Source organism: Pseudomonas sp. E1MeOHC2 (assembly GCF_058745025.1).
On sequence record NZ_CP196675.1, the window covers coordinates 5,247,839 to 5,264,505 of the forward strand.

At 56.4% G+C, this 16,667-nt stretch carries 14 protein-coding genes and 2 pseudogenes; 14 read left to right on the forward strand and 2 right to left on the reverse strand.

The genetic code is table 11. The annotated features are described in order from the left end of the window. The first annotated feature begins 11 nt into the window (after nucleotides 1-11). The 9 genes and pseudogenes from ACSSU5_RS23795 to ACSSU5_RS23835 all read left to right on the forward strand — a co-directional run bounded on the left by ACSSU5_RS23795 (nucleotide 12) and on the right by ACSSU5_RS23835 (nucleotide 7,293). Nucleotides 12-335: pseudogene (locus ACSSU5_RS23795) on the forward strand (PepSY domain-containing protein). Between the two features lie 91 nt (nucleotides 336-426). Beyond that, the gene (locus ACSSU5_RS23800) at nucleotides 427-897 is read left to right on the forward strand and encodes a DUF2271 domain-containing protein (RefSeq protein WP_003248166.1); all 471 of its coding nucleotides are present in this window, start codon (nucleotides 427-429) and stop codon (nucleotides 895-897) included. Nucleotides 898-922: 25 nt separating this feature from the next. Continuing rightward, nucleotides 923-3,103 (forward strand): PepSY domain-containing protein, encoded by a 2,181-nt coding sequence (locus ACSSU5_RS23805; RefSeq protein WP_492559994.1) that lies wholly within the window; start codon nucleotides 923-925, stop codon nucleotides 3,101-3,103. Further along, nucleotides 3,093-4,058: an FAD:protein FMN transferase gene (locus tag ACSSU5_RS23810; protein WP_492561357.1), complete on the forward strand. Its 966-nt coding sequence runs from the start codon at nucleotides 3,093-3,095 to the stop codon at nucleotides 4,056-4,058. Before ACSSU5_RS23805 ends, ACSSU5_RS23810 begins: the two co-directional genes overlap by 11 nt. Nucleotides 4,059-4,127: 69 nt before the next feature. After that, on the forward strand, nucleotides 4,128-4,829 hold the full coding sequence (locus ACSSU5_RS23815) for a VIT1/CCC1 transporter family protein (protein ID WP_003248160.1): 702 nt from the start codon (nucleotides 4,128-4,130) through the stop codon (nucleotides 4,827-4,829). A 98-nt stretch (nucleotides 4,830-4,927) separates the two neighbouring features. Further along, on the forward strand, nucleotides 4,928-5,362 hold the full coding sequence (locus tag ACSSU5_RS23820; protein WP_492559995.1) for a YeeE/YedE family protein: 435 nt from the start codon (nucleotides 4,928-4,930) through the stop codon (nucleotides 5,360-5,362). Between the two features lie 2 nt (nucleotides 5,363-5,364). Further along, nucleotides 5,365-5,784 carry a DUF6691 family protein gene (locus tag ACSSU5_RS23825; protein ID WP_492559996.1) on the forward strand — a complete coding sequence of 140 codons (420 nt, stop codon included), beginning with the start codon at nucleotides 5,365-5,367 and terminating at the stop codon, nucleotides 5,782-5,784. A 157-nt stretch (nucleotides 5,785-5,941) separates the two neighbouring features. Next, nucleotides 5,942-6,160: pseudogene (locus tag ACSSU5_RS23830) on the forward strand (IS5/IS1182 family transposase); the annotation flags it as partial. A gap of 572 nt (nucleotides 6,161-6,732) precedes the next feature. Then, on the forward strand, nucleotides 6,733-7,293 hold the full coding sequence (locus ACSSU5_RS23835) for a hypothetical protein (protein ID WP_492559997.1): 561 nt from the start codon (nucleotides 6,733-6,735) through the stop codon (nucleotides 7,291-7,293). Nucleotides 7,294-7,520: 227 nt separating this feature from the next. Here ACSSU5_RS23835 and ACSSU5_RS23840 read toward each other — a convergent pair whose 3' ends face one another. After that, complete coding sequence (locus ACSSU5_RS23840) at nucleotides 7,521-8,648, reverse strand: ATP-binding protein (protein WP_492559998.1); 1,128 nt, start codon at nucleotides 8,646-8,648, stop codon at nucleotides 7,521-7,523. 77 nt (nucleotides 8,649-8,725) lie between these two features. On the opposite strand from ACSSU5_RS23840, the gene ACSSU5_RS23845 reads away from it, so the two are divergent. After that, entirely contained in the window at nucleotides 8,726-9,190 is a 465-nt protein-coding gene (locus tag ACSSU5_RS23845) for a response regulator (RefSeq protein ID WP_492559999.1), read from the forward strand. A gap of 237 nt (nucleotides 9,191-9,427) precedes the next feature. Here the strand turns inward: ACSSU5_RS23845 and ACSSU5_RS23850 are convergent, their stop codons facing one another. Further along, nucleotides 9,428-10,177 carry a 3-oxoacyl-ACP reductase family protein gene (locus ACSSU5_RS23850; protein ID WP_492560000.1) on the reverse strand — a complete coding sequence of 250 codons (750 nt, stop codon included), beginning with the start codon at nucleotides 10,175-10,177 and terminating at the stop codon, nucleotides 9,428-9,430. Between the two features lie 294 nt (nucleotides 10,178-10,471). On the opposite strand from ACSSU5_RS23850, the gene ACSSU5_RS23855 reads away from it, so the two are divergent. From ACSSU5_RS23855 to gmtX, 4 genes are all read left to right on the forward strand, one after another. Further along, nucleotides 10,472-11,053 (forward strand): MliC family protein, encoded by a 582-nt coding sequence (locus ACSSU5_RS23855; RefSeq protein WP_492560001.1) that lies wholly within the window; start codon nucleotides 10,472-10,474, stop codon nucleotides 11,051-11,053. Nucleotides 11,054-11,816: 763 nt separating this feature from the next. Then, nucleotides 11,817-13,163: a gamma-mobile-trio recombinase GmtY gene (gene gmtY / locus ACSSU5_RS23860; RefSeq protein WP_492560002.1), complete on the forward strand. Its 1,347-nt coding sequence runs from the start codon at nucleotides 11,817-11,819 to the stop codon at nucleotides 13,161-13,163. A gap of 100 nt (nucleotides 13,164-13,263) precedes the next feature. Next, nucleotides 13,264-15,855, forward strand: a complete 2,592-nt coding sequence (gene gmtZ / locus ACSSU5_RS23865; protein WP_492560003.1) for a gamma-mobile-trio integrase GmtZ — start codon at nucleotides 13,264-13,266, stop codon at nucleotides 15,853-15,855. Further along, nucleotides 15,830-16,489 carry a gamma-mobile-trio protein GmtX gene (gmtX, locus tag ACSSU5_RS23870; RefSeq protein ID WP_492560004.1) on the forward strand — a complete coding sequence of 220 codons (660 nt, stop codon included), beginning with the start codon at nucleotides 15,830-15,832 and terminating at the stop codon, nucleotides 16,487-16,489. The genes gmtZ and gmtX overlap by 26 nt, the downstream gene beginning before the upstream one ends. The last annotated feature ends 178 nt before the right edge of the window (nucleotides 16,490-16,667 follow it).

Below are 16,667 nucleotides of genomic sequence, written 5' to 3' on the forward strand. Positions count from 1 at the left end.
GGAGACAAGTCATGAAATCCGGTTTTATTGCCAATGCCACGCTGTTGGGCTTGCTGGTCAGCGGTTACGCCCTGGCCGGTGACGACTGCAGCGACCCGGTAAGCGACTAGCAGCCTCGCGAAACCTTGCGTCAGCAGGTAGAGCGGCAATACGGCTGGCGCGTGCAGCGCATCAAGGTCGACGATGGCTGTTACGAACTCAAGGGCCAGGACCGCAAAGGCAATGACATCGAAGCCAGCTACTCCCCGGCATCGCTGCACCTGAAGACACTCGAGGTCCATTTGCGCAATGACGGCGATGCCAGGGACTATCTCGGCAGCCCGCTCGCCGAATGACAACTCACCTGTCTATGAATTTTCCTGCCGTTCAGGTTGCTGTCAGCCGGCAGGTCCAGGCTCTCGACCTAACGATCAAGAGGACACGCTCGTGAAAAAGATCATCGCAGCAACCTGCCTCATCGGCGCCATTACCCTACCGGCGCTGGCCCAGGCCCGTGAAGTGACCCTGACCACGCAGCTCAAGGACTACAGCGGCAATGATGCCTACCTGGCGATCTACGTCACCGACGCCAATGGCCAGTACCAGAAAACCCTCTGGGTGGCCGGCAAGAAGGCCAAATATTACAAGCACCTGGCCGACTGGGCCCGTGGCAGCGGGATGAACCCGAGCGAGTTCGACGGGGTCAGCGGCGCCAGCGTCGGCAGTGGGGGCACGCTGAAAGTAAGCGTAGAACTGGCGGACACGCTCATTGATGCCGGGTATCAGATCCGCATCGACAGCGCCGTCGAGGACAAACGCGACGCCCGCGGCGATGTCAGCGTGCCGCTGACCTCCAAGGGCGCAGGCAAGCCCGCGACCGGCAATGCCTACGTCGACGCCTTTACTTACGACCTGTAGCACCCGCCACCTCCGGAGGCTGAACATGCTTCGTCAGTTCCATTCCCTTCCTGGCCTGATCGCCGCCCTGTTAGTCATGGTGTTGGCCATCAGCGGCGCGATTCTGTCTGTCGAGCCGGCGCTGGAGCGTCTGCGCAGCACGTCCACTTCTGCCGGGCAACTCAACGTCGGCCAACTTGCCGGGCGCGTGGCCAACCACTTTACGGGGGTGGAGCAGATCCAGCGCTCAGCGTCCGGCACGGTGATCGTCTACTACAACCAGAAGGGCAAGGCCGGGGCGGAGAAGGTCGACCCACTTACCGGCCAAGGGCTCGGCCCTTACGAGCCATCCGCGTTCACCCGCTGGGTGAAAGACCTGCACCGCTCACTGTTCCTTGGCACGCCGGGCCATGGGGTGTCGGGTGTTGGTGCCCTACTCATGCTGGCGCTGTCAGTGTCCGGCGCGCTATTGCTGGCCCGACACCTGGGGGGCTGGCGCAACCTGCTACGGCCGCTGCGGGGCAATTTCAGCCAGCGCTGGCATGCTGAAGTCGGGCGACTGGCCTTGCTCGGGCTGTTGTTGTCGGCACTGAGCGGGGCCTACCTGTCCGCCACCACGTTTGGTTTTATCGCCGACGGCAGTCAAGGTGAGCCCGCCTTCCCTGCCCACGTCAGCGCCGGCCCGGCCTTGCCGGTGGCAAAACTGCAGGCCTTGCAGGCCACCGACCTGAACGACCTGCGCGAGCTGGTCTACCCGAGCCCCGGCAACCCTCGCGATGTCTTTTCCCTGCGCACAGCACAGGGCGATGGCTACGTGGACCAGGCCAGCGGCGCCTTGCTGTCCTATCAAGCCCACGACCCAATGCTCAACCTCTATGAATTGATCTACCAGTTCCACACTGGCGAAGGCCTCTGGTGGCTGGGCCTGCTGCTCGGGCTCTGCGCCCTCTGCGTGCCGTTGATGAGCGTGACCGGCATTCTGTTATGGTGGCGCCGCCGCAAGGCTGGCCCGCGCCTCCGCCACAACAGCCCTGCTCATGCCGCCGACAGCGTGATTCTGGTGGGCAGTGAAAACAACAGCACCTGGGGTTTTGCCAAAACCTTGCATGACGCCTTGCACCAGAGCGGCCATCAGGTGCATAGCGCGGCGATGAATGACTGGTTGGGCAATTACCCTAATGCCAAACGAGTGTTCATCCTCACCGCGACCCACGGTGACGGCGATGCGCCGGCCTCGGCTTCGCAGTTCCTGACGCGGCTGGCCAAAACCGGCGTCAAGCCCGGCCTACCCTTTGCGGTACTGGGCCTGGGCGACCGCCAATTTGCGCGATTCTGTCGGTACGCCCATCAAGTGCAGCATGCGATGTTGCAGGCCGGTGGCTCGCCATTGCTGGGGCTGGAGACCGTCAACCGCCAGTGCCCTCAGGCGTTTGCGCGTTGGGGCCACGCGCTGGGCGACGTGTTGGGGCAGGCGCTGGCGCTGGTTCACACCCCGCAGCAGCCGCGCAACCATTCATTGGAGCTGACAGAGCGGATTGCCTATGGCGAACAGGTAAATGCACCGACCCATGTCCTGCGCTTCAAAGCTCGCGGCGGACTGCCGAATTTTTTGGCCGGCGACCTGGTCGGGATTCTGCCCCCGGGCAGCCCAATCCCGCGCTTCTACTCGCTGGCCAGTGGCGCCCAGGACGGCGTGCTGGAGATCTGTGTGCGTAAACACAACGGGGGCATGTGCTCGGAATTTCTTCACGGCCTGGACATTGGCGCGCAGATTGACGCCTTCATTCAGCCCAACCCGCAATTTCGTCCGGCATCGGGCACGCACCCTGTAATCCTGATCGGCGCCGGTACCGGTATTGGTCCTTTGGCCGGTTTTATCCGCAACAACAAGGCCCGACACCCGATGCACCTGTATTGGGGCGGGCGCAACCCGGCCTCGGACTTTCTCTACGAACCGGAGCTCAACCAATACTTGTCGGACCGCCGCCTGACGCAATTGCACGCCGCCTTTTCTCAAGTCCAGGAGCGCAGCTACGTACAAGACCGGCTGATCAGTGATGCCCTCGCCTTGCGCCGGCTGATCGAAAAAGGTGCCCAAGTGCTGGTGTGTGGCAGTCGCGAAATGGCCAAAGGCGTGATGCAGGCCCTGGATGAAGTCTTGGCACCCCTCCACCTCAGCGTGCTGATCCTCAAGGCACAAGGACGCTACCGTGAAGATGTCTACTGATTTGCAGCGTTATAGCCTGAACGGCGAAACCATGGGTACCCGCTACACCGCCCTGTTTTATGCCGGGGCCGGGATGGATACCGACGAACTTGGCCAGCAGCTGGCCCGCGCCGTGGCCCGGGTGGACCAGCAAATGTCCACCTGGAAACCCGAGTCGGACCTCAACCGCCTCAATGCCGCCCCCGAGCAGCAATGGGTATCGGTACCCAAGGAACTGACCATGGTGCTGTCTGCTGCATTGCACGTCAGTCGACAATCCGGCGGCGCCTTCGACATCGCTGTTGGTGACCTGGTGAACGCGTGGGGCTTCGGCCCAGCGGCGCGGCAGGTCACAACGCAGGTGATCGATTCCCCTGCGCCGCGCACCCGGCTGTTAGCCAGCGGCGCATTGGAGGTTGAGCCACAACGCAACCAGGTGCGCAAGCGCGTGCCGCTGAGCCTTGACTTGAGTGGGATTGCCAAAGGGTTTGGCGTGGATGAACTGGCCCGTTGCCTGGAAGGTTCAGGTATCACGCGGTACTTGGTCGGTATCGATGGCGAGATGCGCGCCCGGGGCGTCAAACCTGACGGACAATGCTGGGTCGTGGCGCTGGAAAAGCCCAAAAGGGGCGTGCGGGAAGTCATGGGCGTCATGGAGCTTAGCGATATGTCAATCGCGACCTCCGGGGACTACCGGCAGTGGGTCGACATAGCCGGTCATTCCTATGCTCACACCATGAACCCGGCCACCGGCGCGCCACTGCGCAACTCGCTCGCCGCCGTCACCGTGGTGGCGACCTCGTGCATGCTCGCCGATGCCTGGGCCACGGCGCTGATGGTCCTGGGCGAAACCGAGGGCCCTCGTCTGGCTCAGGAACGCGGGATGGACGCACTGTTCGTGCTGCGCGACGGTGAGCAGTTCAGGGAAATATCCATTGTCGGCGGACAGCTGCAGGTGCAAATTGAAGCCCGCTGACGCCGTCTGCCGGCCCGCTCGGCACCCGTGCAACGTGAACCGCCTGATGACAGGGAGCCGCGTCAAACAATGAAATTCATGCACAGACACACCGAGGCACACAGAAGTGATCGTATCGGCTGGCTACGCGCCGCTGTCCTGGGTGCCAACGACGGCATTGTCTCTACCGCGAGCCTGCTGATTGGGGTCGCGGCCGCCAACGCCAGCCACGCCACGTTGCTGGTCACCGGAATGGCGGGGCTGATGGCCGGTGCCATGTCCATGGCTGCTGGCGAGTACATTTCGGTGCACTCCCAGGCCGATACCGAGCGGGCGGACCTGTCCCGCGAACGGGCAGAACTGGCCAGCGACCCGAAAGCTGAGCACGCTGAACTCGCCAACATCTACATGCAGCGTGGGGTAGCACCCGAGCTGGCACATCAAGTGGCCGATCAATTGATGGCCCATGACGCATTGGGCTCCCACGCCCGCGACGAACTGGGCATCAGCGCCACGCTCACCGCCAAACCGTTGCAGGCCGCCCTGGCGTCCGCCGCGAGCTTCGTGGTGGGCGCCGCCTTGCCGCTGGCGGTGACGTTTGTCGCACCGGAGCACAGCGTGGGCCCCTGGATATCGGGCATGTCATTGGTATTTCTCGGGTCATTGGGGGCTATTGCCGCCAAGGCTGGCGGGGCCAGCATCATGACGGGCGCCTGGCGGGTGACCTTCTGGGGGGCTTTGGCCATGGGCGTTACGGCACTGGTGGGGCACTTGTTTGGCGCGGTGGTCTAGCAAGGGCCTCCAATAAAGTTTCGCCGCTGTTTCTATAGTGGCGCGGTGGTTTTGCTGGTGAACACTATTTAGTTACATTTTTGCTGCGGAGAAGCTACATGCATGTCGACTGGCTCAACTTCACTCCTTGGTCATCCCTTGCCGGTGGCGCATTGATTGGCCTGGCGGCTAGTCTATTCGTCGCCGCCAACGGGCGAATCGCAGGCATCAGCGGTCTGCTCGGCAGCCTTTTGCAGCGGGGGAGCGAAGGGGTAAGCGAGACGGCACTTTTCCTCTTGGGGCTGCTTATCGCGCCGCTGCTATGGGGCGCGTTCGCCACGCTGCCACAGATTGAGTTCAAAAGTGGCTGGTTCGCACTGATCGTCGCCGGTGTATTGGTGGGCATCGGCACACGATACGGATCAGGTTGCACCAGTGGTCATGGGGTATGCGGGATATCGCGCCTTTCGCCGCGTTCGATGATTGCTACTGTGTGTTTTATGTTCAGTGGTTTCGTCACAGTGTTTGTCTTGCGCCATCTGCTGGAGGGTTGAACATGACCAAGCTGACGGCGTTCATATCTGGCTTGCTGTTCGGCCTGGGCCTGCTTCTGGCGGGCATGGCCAACCCCGGCAAAGTACTTGCGTTCCTGGACCTGGCCGGTGCCTGGGACCCTTCGTTGGCACTGGTCATGGTCGGGGCAATCGGCATAGCGGTCGGCCCGCTGACCTGGGCCCGCCAACAATCCGGTTCTTTGCTGGGAAGGCCAATGCAGCTACCGATCAAACGTGAGTTAGACACACGCTTGATTAGCGGGAGTCTGTTGTTTGGCATCGGCTGGGGAATAGCAGGTATCTGTCCGGGCCCCGCAGTGGCGATTTTGCTTACAGGACACTGGCAAGTGATCGTTTTCATGATGGCCATGCTGGTCGGCATGCTCTTGTTCAATGCGCTGGAGAGCTGGCACAGCCATTGATCATGATACTTTGCTCTGATTAATCAAGTTGAAAGTCTTAGCCATTGATCGAGTGGCCGACTTTGGTCGTTTGCAACACCCCAGGATCTGCGGCTTGCACCGAAAGCAGTTGCTCTCGAGTGTCCGCTCTTGAGCGCTACTGAACCGCAGGCATGCGTCGGTGGAAGACGGCATGTTGCTTCACTCCTACTGATTCTCTGGCTGCCAAAGTTGCTCCATGCAGAAGCAGTGTACGACGGGTGAGGAACGCCGGTTAAAGCGGTAGGAGCATGAAGCGGTTGTCGAAGGGGGGCAGATCCGATTGGAGCATGATTCAGGTAAGATGAAGGTCCACCGGCAGACAGTGGAGCATCCCTTCGGAACGCTCATATACTGGAACCGAGATGAGCCTTCACGCGCCAGATAGCATGGCAGCACCTGGTGCCCGACTGAATTTGAACTGCACTTACATTTGCTGAATTTACAGGCTGAGCTAGCTTCTTTCGCTCGTCGACCTACTTACTTGCGTTTTCACACAGCCTGGGTCGATAGCTGCCCTTCAAGATTATTTATCGTCATGCCATCCTCTTCGCTATATTAGGTCTGATAAGCCACAGGTTATCCGATCCTATTGGGGCAGTGTTTTAGCGAAACGATGGCAAAAGCTCATACCCTCGGCTAGCTAAAATGGATTTTTCGGTATTAATCGAAGATATTTGATATACCCGAGTCATTTCATGCCAAATGTAACCCTCTGTGATAAGTCTTTGTAGACCAGAAGCGGTCAGTGTGGATGACTGCTATCGACCCATAGCGGACGCTCGCCCAACCACTGACTATCTGGTGAAGCGCAGCAGGTAATTGGTGATGTCAGGATGCGTCACCAAGAATCAACCTGGTCACAGGCTGATAATCGGCCTACTGTTGGAAGGTGTGCTAAAACCAGAATATCCAAAGCCTGGGTGTTCCATGAGCAATTTTCCGATCGTTGCCACGATACTCTCGATGATACTAGGGCCCTCCATCACTCGGCTTCTTCTGGGAGTATTGACGGTATTCCGCATTCGCCGCGTGGCGAAGCCTGATTGGGTATCGCTCTCCTGGGCCGCGATGCTGTTTACAACTCAATTGGACTTCTGGTGGGCTGTAAACGCTCTGCCGGCGATAAAAGTGACGTTCACATTTATGGAATTTCTCCTGCTCGTTTTGTTAGCACTGTCGCTTTTTGTAGCCTCTGCGCTGTTGCTCCCCAGCCGCAGTGAGGATGAGCAGAGTGGTCTTCAGGTTTACTTCGAACAAGATGGCCGTTATGCGCTGCTATTCCTTTCTGCTTATTTATTCCTCGGGCTTGTCGTAAACGTAAGCTTTTTCAAAGCATCTCCGATAGCACTGTGGGGCGTATTGGGCGTGATCATGATTGCACTGCCGCTCTGCGCATTTGCCGCCAAATCACGCAGGCACTATGCGAGTATCGCCTTGGTATACATTCCTATTACAGCCTTTGACTTAGTCGTTTCGCTGGCTGGCTAGACAGTTAGCTTGCGTGACGGCTATGGATCAATCACTAGAACTCGTGGTTATTAAGTTTACCCGTACAGAGCATCGTTGCGCTTCACCTGGACGCTATTAACGCTGATGGCAGTACAGCACAAGCCGTGCTCCGTAAGGGGCAGTTGAGCGAATGTGGTCGTTTTCCCTTCGATCAAACCATCACGCCATGGCTAGGAGCTGAGCGTTACTGAATATCCGGACCTTGGCTATTGCAGGATAGGCAAATACACACGGAAAATTGTGCCCTCTTCCCTTGAAGATTCGACCTCGATTTTTCCTCCATGGCCCTCGACGATCTGAGCCGCTATGAATAATCCTAACCCGAGACCAGATGATGGACCTTGCTCTGCTTGGGAGTACTTGGAGAACCGCCTGTTTGGATCGAAGAGAGAGGCTAAAGCGTTAGGAGGAATAGGCTCTCCGAAATTTTGCACGTAAAAGCAAGCGGTGGTCCCATCCCCACTAAGGGATATTTTAATGGGGCTGCGCGATTTACCGTGCCGCACGGCGTTGCCAATGAGGTTCGAGAAAACCTGGGCTATCCGTGATGGATCGTACTGGCCGGCTAGCCTTCCGGAGTCGGTGAAAATGATCTGCGCATTTGGGTGCGCGGTGGTGAGTTCATTAACGACTGCCTGGCAGACAGATGATAAGTCAGTTCTTTCAAGTCGTATCGGAATACCGTTGCCAAGATTGCACCGTGCGAGATCAAGCAGGTCGTTCACCATCAAGTTGGCGCTTTGAGCACTTATGCTGATTTGGGTAATTATTCTTTGTCCGCGAACGCCCAACTCTTCCGTCTGCCTCAACAGATCCGCACCTAGCGTCACAGCACCCAATGGAGTGCGAAGGTCGTGTCCCAATACGCCCAATACTGTTTTTCGAGTCGTCTCCACCGCTTGTCCATACGCTGCTATCGACTCAACAAGCGCCTGATCGACCGCCTCGTTGAATCGGATCATGTCCTCAATTTGATGGCCTTCCCCTGAGTATCCGTTGGTGAGCCAGAGCCTGAGTACGCTGGACCTGAGGGCGCGATATTCTGAAACCATTTGGTCTAAGGTAAAACCCGCCATAAGGCGGGTAATGGCATGGCTCTGCGCAGCTGATTCATCATCCGTTACAGCACCCAGCCCGTGGGATTTGTCTATCTGTTCCTGCGGAGTTTGAGCAGTTCGCATATCGAGCGCCACACTCCTCAGAATGCTCTCGGCATGGTCCCTAAGACCCAGCGACCCCATCGCGGGCATCGGCGTGTCCACCGTCCTAGCGAACTCCTCCCAAGCTTGCAGGATAGGCTCCTGATTTCTGAGGATGAAGTCTGCAAGTCGCATGGCGATCCTATCAAGCGTTCGATGGATGCTGAAGGCAGAAGCCAGACACATTTGTTCGGTACAATAAGACTAGCGGAGTGATCAAAAACAGCAATCCTGCGCGAAATACCGTTTGTCAGCTCACCGAAACGATTATTTTTTGTGACAACCCTAATGTTCAGGCTTCAGGAACATTGACCATGATTTCAACGGTGCTCGTCGTAGAAGATGATGAAACGCTTCGTTCACTGACGATGGAAGCGATTTCACTGCTGGGTCTACGGGTTATAGGCTGTGCATCCGCAGATGACGCCCTCGACATCCTCGATGGCCCATCCTCGATTGATCTGGTCATGACGGACATTTGCATGCCTGGCACCCTAGATGGACTGGAATTGGCACAAGTGATAGTGGCACGTTCGCCGGGCTTGCCGATTATCGTTACTTCAGGTAACCGATCCCTGCCCGATGGATTGCTCCCTTCCCACGTAATTTTCCTGCGTAAACCCTGGACGCTCGATTTTCTGCATCAAGCGATAAAATCTTATATGACCGCGCATTAGATAAATACTAAATCGCTCCTAGTTTCGTAGACACTTCGAACGGCTCAAAGGGTCGAAAGCTGCCGGTCGTGAAGGACAGTTAACGACCCTTTGCAGCCGTTCGAGGTGTCTAAGAAAGCTGTGGCGATTCAGAAGCCACCCACTATGGGTCGCTTCCGGCCAATTCGGCCATCAGATATGTAGGGGTAACAAAGGCGACTCGAGGCGATTTAATAGCTGTCCCCGATTCGCAAAGAATTAAGCGGAGAAACCACCATCAATGGTCAAACTGGCGCCGGTGATGTAGCCGGCTTCCGGACCGGCCAGGTAAACAACAAAGCCGGCAATTTCCTCAGCCTTGCCGTAGCGATCCAATGCCATCAGACTTTTCAGGTACTCGGCGCCATCTCCATCGGCCGGGTTCATCTCTGTGTCCACCGGACCGGGTTGCACATTATTTACAGTGATGCGGCGCGGACCTAGATCGCGAGCCATGCCTTTGGCCAAGCCAACCAGCGCCGATTTGCTCATAGCGTACACTGCACCGCCGGCAACCGGGATACGCTCAGCGTTGGTGCTGCCGATGTTGATTATGCGCCCGCCGTCGACCATGTGCTTGGCAGCTTCCTGGCTGGCGACGAATACACTGCGTACATTCACCGCTAGGGTATGGTCAAGTTGCTCCAGGGTGAGCTCTTCGGTGCTCCCCCAAGCCAGTACTCCGGCGTTGTTGACTAAAATATCCAGGCCGCCGAAGTGCTCAACTGCCGTGCGAATAGCTTGCTGCACGGCTGCAGCATCAGTGCTGTCGGCCTTGATAGCAAAAGCCTTACCACTCGCTGCAATTACTTCACTGGCCAAAGCATTGGCTCGCTCGGCTGACGATGCATAGGTGAAAGCCACTGCTGCGCCTTCGCGGGCCAGGCGTTTTACGATGGCCGCACCGATACCGCGAGAGCCGCCTTGTACGAAAGCCACTTTCCCTTGCAGGGTCCGGGTAGAGGTCATGCTGTATCTCCATTACAAAAAAGTTAGGTCAGTCTGCCTATGATGTGAGCAATCTAATGACTTTTGCTAGGTTTCATTTTTGTCTAGGTAGAAATCATCACGGTTGGCGATTAAGTCAGGATTATGGGAGCCCGATTTGGTTGACTGACTTCCTCAGGGCGTGAAGTGGCCCTTCGCAAAGTACCGCAATCGGTCAATAGCAGTAACGAGCCGCCGACAAAAGCTAGCCCACCTCCACGTTATCCAGAAGAGCTAGACTGAGCCCAGTATTTTTAATCGTTAATGGTGATTCCCATGAAGCACTGGCTTCCCCTACTGCTCACCCTGCCTCTATCGCAAACCCAAGCTGCGGGACCTGCCTTCAACTGCACTCAGGTCGTGGCCGGCAGCATCGAACAACAAATCTGCAAGAGCGAGCCGCTCTCGGCACTAGACCGGCAAATGGCCGAGGTCTATACGGCCGCGCAGCAGAAGGCCGGCAATGAACATCCGCCGGTGCTCAAGGCCGAGCAACGGGGCTGGATCAAGGGCCGCAACGATTGCTGGAAAAGCGCGGACCAGCCCACCTGCATCGCCGACAGCTATCGCCTGCGCATCGCCGAACTGCAGGCGCGCTACCGGCTGGTCGAGGCCAACGGCCCGGTGTTCTACCAGTGTGACGGCAACCCGGCCAAGGAAGTGGTTGCCAGCTTCTTCCGCACCGAGCCGCCCACGGCCATCGTCGAGTTCGGTGACCGCAGTTCGCTGATGTACCTAGAACAGACGGCAAGCGGCGCGCGCTACCAGGGACAAAATGAGAGTTTATGGGAGCACCATGGCGAGGCCCTCGTAGTGTGGGGCTATCAGGGTCCAGAAATGCGCTGCACAGCGCGTTGAAAGCCATCTGGAGTGAGCTTATGCACCGATTTCTATCACACAGCCTGCTGACAAGCAGTCTGTTGCTGTCGTACACCACGGAGGCCGCCAACAATGCGGAGGCGGAACTACGCCGACTGCGGGATGAAACCCGAGAGAACCCGGGAAGCCAGTCGCAATTTCTGAATCGCCCCTAGTTTCATATACGCCTTCAAGCCTCAAGGATCGTCCGCTCACTCGAGGCGGTCCGCTTTTGGCCGTTAGCTGTCCTTTTTGGAGGGCAGCTATGGGTCGTTAACAGTCATTCGCGAAAGCCTGCTAACGACCCTTGTCAGTCATTTGGTGAGCGCTCGCTGCGACTGAAGGTCGCCGTGCTGATGGTGGCCAAGGTCAAGGGCAAACAGTGGCCGCCGTTGCTCACACAGTCAGCCACTGCTTGGCTGTTCGGCAAGTTGGCTTGCCGCGTTAGCCTCATAATACCGCTTCATTGCAACCACTCCGCCGGAATACAATGAGTCATCGGGTCGAAGCGGTGGAGGTTTGTCGTACATAAGGATCTATAGTGGTGGCAAGGGCTTCACGGAGCATGGCAAGTCGGCAAGAACCATGCCTTATACCATTCTTTGCATCTATTCGCCCACCTATGGGATCGAGGCAGCGTAGTACGATCTGAACTGAACGAACGGCTTTGTATCGAGTTTTTGGCGAAAAATCCCTCTGAGCGGGCGTCCTCATTCAGAGCGTACTATCGTTACCATCTTTCTATTTGTAGATGGTGGACTGGATGACGGTGGTTCAGGTCGTAGCGAAGGTAATAGTCGACGACACGGGGCTCCAAAGTGAGATCCCAGTCTTGATTACTGAGCATGGTGTGGTCTCCTCGCTGGTTGATTACCTCTTGGACAACCACCACCTCAGTCCCAGCTGGCAGCGTTCGGTAATTCAAGCCACTAAACTGCTGCTCGAGTACATGGAAGCAAACCAGCACCATTTCTCCGCCCCACGTGACCTCTTCCAGGCCTTTGCGTCACGCCTCTATACCGGAACGATTGGAGCTGACGGGCTAGATCCATCAGGCTTAGGCTGGATTCCAGCCAGTCGCCAGACATCGAACCGTCACGTCTCGATACTTAGAGGTTTCACGGACTACTTAGCTGATCTATACGACGCTCCTACCATGAACCCTCTGATGACCGCCAGTACCTATGATCAGCGCCTTAACTATGCTGCCTGGCATCGCCGCAACAGTCATGATTTCTTAGGACATATCAAAAACAAGACGCTCTCGGAGAGCGTCGATCAGGCACGAAATATTCGAGGGCGGCGTATGCTCAGCAAAGCTGATGATGATGCCGTAGCGTTCCCCGAGATGCTTTTCCAAGCTTTGTATATTTACGGTTTTGGTGGAGCTACTGATCCTAGGTGTGCAGTTCGAGATCAATTGATACTGATAATGATGCATGGGGCGGGCTTGCGCGAGAGCGACGCACAGCACCTTTGGGTAGTGGATGTTGAAGATCACCCTCTGATCGAGGGCGGTGCTATGGTTCGTGTCTACCATCCGGAAGAAGGTAAGGCGCCACATAACTGGAGAAGTCGCAAAGGCACCACAACACGCGCAGCCTACTTAAGGGAGAATCACGCCCTAATGCCCAGGAGTCTTCGCCAAGGCACAAAACGTGTTGGGTGGAAGACCAGGCTGGTTGACCATGCGGATAACTACATTCAGCTTCACTGGTTCCCTCCACAATTTGGCGTGCTTTTTATGAAGCTTTGGAGGGTGCACATACGATACTTGACCACTGTAGAGCGGCACCATCCATACGCCTTCGTTTCCTACGAAGATTCCGTCGCTGGCCAGCCATATACCCTTCAAGCCTTCAACGGCAATTACAAGCGAGCCCTGGCGCGCATTGGCCAAACCGTTTCAAAGTCGCAGGGTCGATCCACCCATGGCCACCGGCACGCTTTTGGTCGGCGGTTGAGGAAGGCCGAAGTTTCCCCACAGATTATCCGCAAGGCTATGCATCACTCATCTCTGGAGTCGCAGAAGAGATATACCGCACCTGGTGTTGCAGAGGTTTCCACCGCGCTTACTACCGCTGGGAGAGGCTCGATGAACTGGCCGTAAGTGGCAAGATCATTTCGCCATTCAACCATTGGGTCGATGTGCTGCGAGAACCGCTGGAAGCATTTGACTTCCCAGAAACTCATTATAGAGCTAAGAAATCATGACTAAGACAACACGCCGCAGCTCGCGAGACGGTCGCTCTTCGGACATGGATTTTAACTGGCTAGTGCGAGAGCGCGGCGAAGCCTGGGAGCGCTGGCGTCAGCACTTATCCGGCTGGATAGCAGCGCAGACCGGTTCTATTGGAGTGAAGTTGAACGCGATGAATTGGTTCATGGCCAATTACTTACCGACGGTACCAGGTGGGGCCAGTCCAGACGTATTCTTCCAGGTCGCAGAGAAGGGGCTGTTGCCGGAGTTGCGGCCACTTCTGGAAGCGTCCATGAGCGCCACGACTGCCGTAAAAAACCAGAACTGGATTGTGGACCTGCTTAACTGGATCATCACCCAGAGCTACAGCGAGCCGAATGACCATGGCGTACCTATGGCTCTAGTCAAGAATCCGTTTGCCAAGGGCAAGGAAAAGACGGTAATTACCGAAACCGTGCACAACCCCTTGCCCTACGCATACATTCGTGAGTTGCGTGATATTCTTTGTCCCCAGCCCAGGGGGACATTCCGCCACTGGGAATGGGCCCAATCACAGTCAGGACAAGTGCGTTCTGATTTTGGAGATTGGTTCCCGGTCGAGCAGTCAACCATCGACGAAGATGACCCGGATTGCGTCTGGCGCTACAGAAATGATCGCTACGAACTCTGGTCGCCTGTGAGGTCAGTTGCGCTTCATGTCAAGCTTCATTTGCCTCTTCGCACCTATCAAGTACGTTTCCTGGACTCTGGTGAGGCAGATACGTGGCGGTACGAAGGTGGTAACTGGGTTTTAAACATTCTTCATGAGTTCTCCCTAGGTCGTGAGGGTAATCCTTGGAAACGCGGGGTGTTCTGCCGTATCCACTCTCAAGATATCGGTGAAATCATGACTGGCCTCTATGTCAGCACAAACAAAACGGCAGATAAGAACAAGGAGTCTCGTGAGAGAGGCTACACGATCCCATGGCAGAACGAAGATGTCCTGTACTGGCTGGAACGCCTAAGGAACTGGCAAGAGAAATACAATCCTATAAACGGCCCTACGCCTTGTGCCCAGTTGTCCGAGAAGCACTTCGGTAGTGTCAAAACTGCCGAGCAGAAGAAAGACATGGGCTCGATCTGTTTTCTTTTTCGCGATCCCACGCTGCCTGCTGGGGAGCGCGACAAGCCTATAGGAGGCTATACACTGCCCAACCTGTGGTATCGATTACTCTCCACGTTAGAGGATCGGGTTGCCGACCGTGGCCACACTCTCTCGGACGGATCAAGGTTGCGATTTGTAAAACCTCCCGACTCCAAATCGAACGTCCTGCCATTCAAAACGGATTTTCCGCTCCATAGCCTCCGTGTTTCGCTTCTGACGTGCTATGCCATGGAGGGTCGTGTCCCGATTCAAGTGCTATCCAAGCTGATTGCAGGTCACTCCAGGATCATCATGACGTTACATTACATCAGGCCGACCCCGGCGATGGTATCCCAGGTAATGGACGTTGCAAGCGGACGCATCAGTGCTGCCCAGGATGAGAATCTGAAGATCTTTCTTCGAGATGCTGACATGCGTCAGATCCACTCCAAAACGGCGTACCTTGATGGCAGCGCAGTCGAAATTGCCTTGGCGAATCGTAACACCATTGGCTGGGAGCAACGTCACATAGGCTTGTGTCTCGTAGGCGGCAACAGCGCTCGATCTGATGAAATGAGCAGCGTAGGCGGATGCTGGAACGGTGGTGAGATCATCGCTCGGAGCAATAATACCCCCGTCTATGGTCCAGTTCCACACGGCTTAGAGAACTGTTCCCGCTGCCGCTGGTTCATCACGGATGCACGCTATCTACCAGCGCTTGTGGCCCATCTCAACGTGCTGAGCTATCGAGCCTCTCTGGTCTCATCCATTGCAGTTGAGATCGAGCAAGAACGCGATGAACTGCTGAACCGAAGGTACTTCGCTGAGCAGGAAAATCGCCCCTTCCTTCTGCAAGCGGAACTGCAACAAGCTGACAGGCGCTATGAGAAGCAGATCAAGGAGGCTGATGAGTATTCGAAAGACTTGGTCTCCTGCTTCCAGCTCATCAGCAAGATTGTCGCAATCGAAGAGGGTCGCGCTACAGATGATTCTGCCACGAAGCTGGTAGCTGTGGGTTCCCTGGAGGATATCCATCAGCCCATCTCATTCATCGAAACTAGTAGTGAGCTATGGCAGATCTCTCAACTGTGCGAGAACGCTGAAATCTATGCTGATTTGACGGATGAGCTGAGGGCCACACCAGTCATCGAGAAGCGCTCCCGCGCGTTGAATCATCTCCTGATGCGTGGTGGCTACGCACCCATTTTGATGGGAATGGATGATCGCCTCCAGCTCATCGTTGGGAATGCGATGATGAGGTCCATGGCTTTGACGCTATCTCCTAATGACCAACTGGAAGGATTCCGCGAAGTTTCTAGCCTGCTTGAGGCCGGAGAAGGCCTAATGCTTTTACCAGCCGCCATGGAGCCGCTGGAGCGCTTGACGAAGCAACCAGTAGCGAAGCTATCCGAGTTGATCACAACCACCTCAAAACAACTCCGGGAGGCCATACGTGATCGACCCACATCTCATCTTTGAAGAACTTGTAGGTCAGGCCACCAAACAGCAGGCCAAGTCCCTAGCAGTGCTGCATGAAGTCCTGAAGGCTCATGAGAAAACGGGGAGTCGCAACTTCTCAATTGCCACGATTGCCAGGCTCTCCGTTGAGGCTGGAGGGCCATCTGCCTCAACAATCCGAAATAGCGGAGGGTTTCGCTTCCGCCAGCTGATTGAGGCTTGGGCGGCGAGTGTGGGGACGGATAGGAAAGCGCCTGTAAAGTCCAAGAGTCAGGGAGTACCAAGGGACAACGAACTGCTTAGACGAATTGACGATCCAGCTTTACGTGCGGTCTTTACTCAGGTCCTGGCCGAGCGCCGTCGCTACTTGGCTGAACTCAACCTTCTGAAGTCCCAAACGGACATCGTTGTCGACCGCCGCCCGAACGTGGTGGAGATACCTCAAGAGAGCGGCTCAGTTCAGTTGCTTCCCTCCTTGAAAGGGGTTCTGAGTGACATGGAAATCACCGCACTCAGGGCAGCAGTGTCAAACGACTTATTCGATAGACAAGGCTGGGTAGTGACCGCGGCAGGCCAGGTGAAAGGGGATTTGGGTGAGATCTACAAGCATGGTTACGTGCCTGCAATTAGGAAAATTCTGAAGGAAATCGAATGATCTGACGCAGTGTAGGGATGGCTTGTAGTACAGCGACACAGTACATATTCTCACCGTCAATGGGGTCGAGCGACGAACGCAGCATCACCCAGCAATGCAATCCGGCCGGCGTTCATATGAGGCACTTCCAAGTCGTAGATGCGCTGAAATAGCGGTTGCGAAGTCTTCTCGAACACAC

Excerpts from the sequence above, each read along its gene's own strand:
- ACSSU5_RS23835 (WP_492559997.1), top strand. The coding sequence starts at position 6,733 with ATGAGCAATTTTCCGATCGTTGCCACGATACTCTCGATGATACTAGGG.
- ACSSU5_RS23820 (WP_492559995.1), top strand. The coding sequence starts at position 4,928 with ATGCATGTCGACTGGCTCAACTTCACTCCTTGGTCATCCCTTGCCGGT.
- gmtZ (WP_492560003.1), top strand. The coding sequence starts at position 13,264 with ATGACTAAGACAACACGCCGCAGCTCGCGAGACGGTCGCTCTTCGGAC.
- ACSSU5_RS23805 (WP_492559994.1), top strand. The coding sequence starts at position 923 with ATGCTTCGTCAGTTCCATTCCCTTCCTGGCCTGATCGCCGCCCTGTTA.
- ACSSU5_RS23815 (WP_003248160.1), top strand. The coding sequence starts at position 4,128 with ATGAAATTCATGCACAGACACACCGAGGCACACAGAAGTGATCGTATC.
- ACSSU5_RS23855 (WP_492560001.1), top strand. The coding sequence starts at position 10,472 with ATGAAGCACTGGCTTCCCCTACTGCTCACCCTGCCTCTATCGCAAACC.
- gmtY (WP_492560002.1), top strand. The coding sequence starts at position 11,817 with ATGACGGTGGTTCAGGTCGTAGCGAAGGTAATAGTCGACGACACGGGG.
- ACSSU5_RS23810 (WP_492561357.1), top strand. The coding sequence starts at position 3,093 with ATGTCTACTGATTTGCAGCGTTATAGCCTGAACGGCGAAACCATGGGT.
- ACSSU5_RS23825 (WP_492559996.1), top strand. The coding sequence starts at position 5,365 with ATGACCAAGCTGACGGCGTTCATATCTGGCTTGCTGTTCGGCCTGGGC.
- ACSSU5_RS23850 (WP_492560000.1), bottom strand. The coding sequence starts at position 10,177 with ATGACCTCTACCCGGACCCTGCAAGGGAAAGTGGCTTTCGTACAAGGC.
- ACSSU5_RS23840 (WP_492559998.1), bottom strand. The coding sequence starts at position 8,648 with ATGCGACTTGCAGACTTCATCCTCAGAAATCAGGAGCCTATCCTGCAA.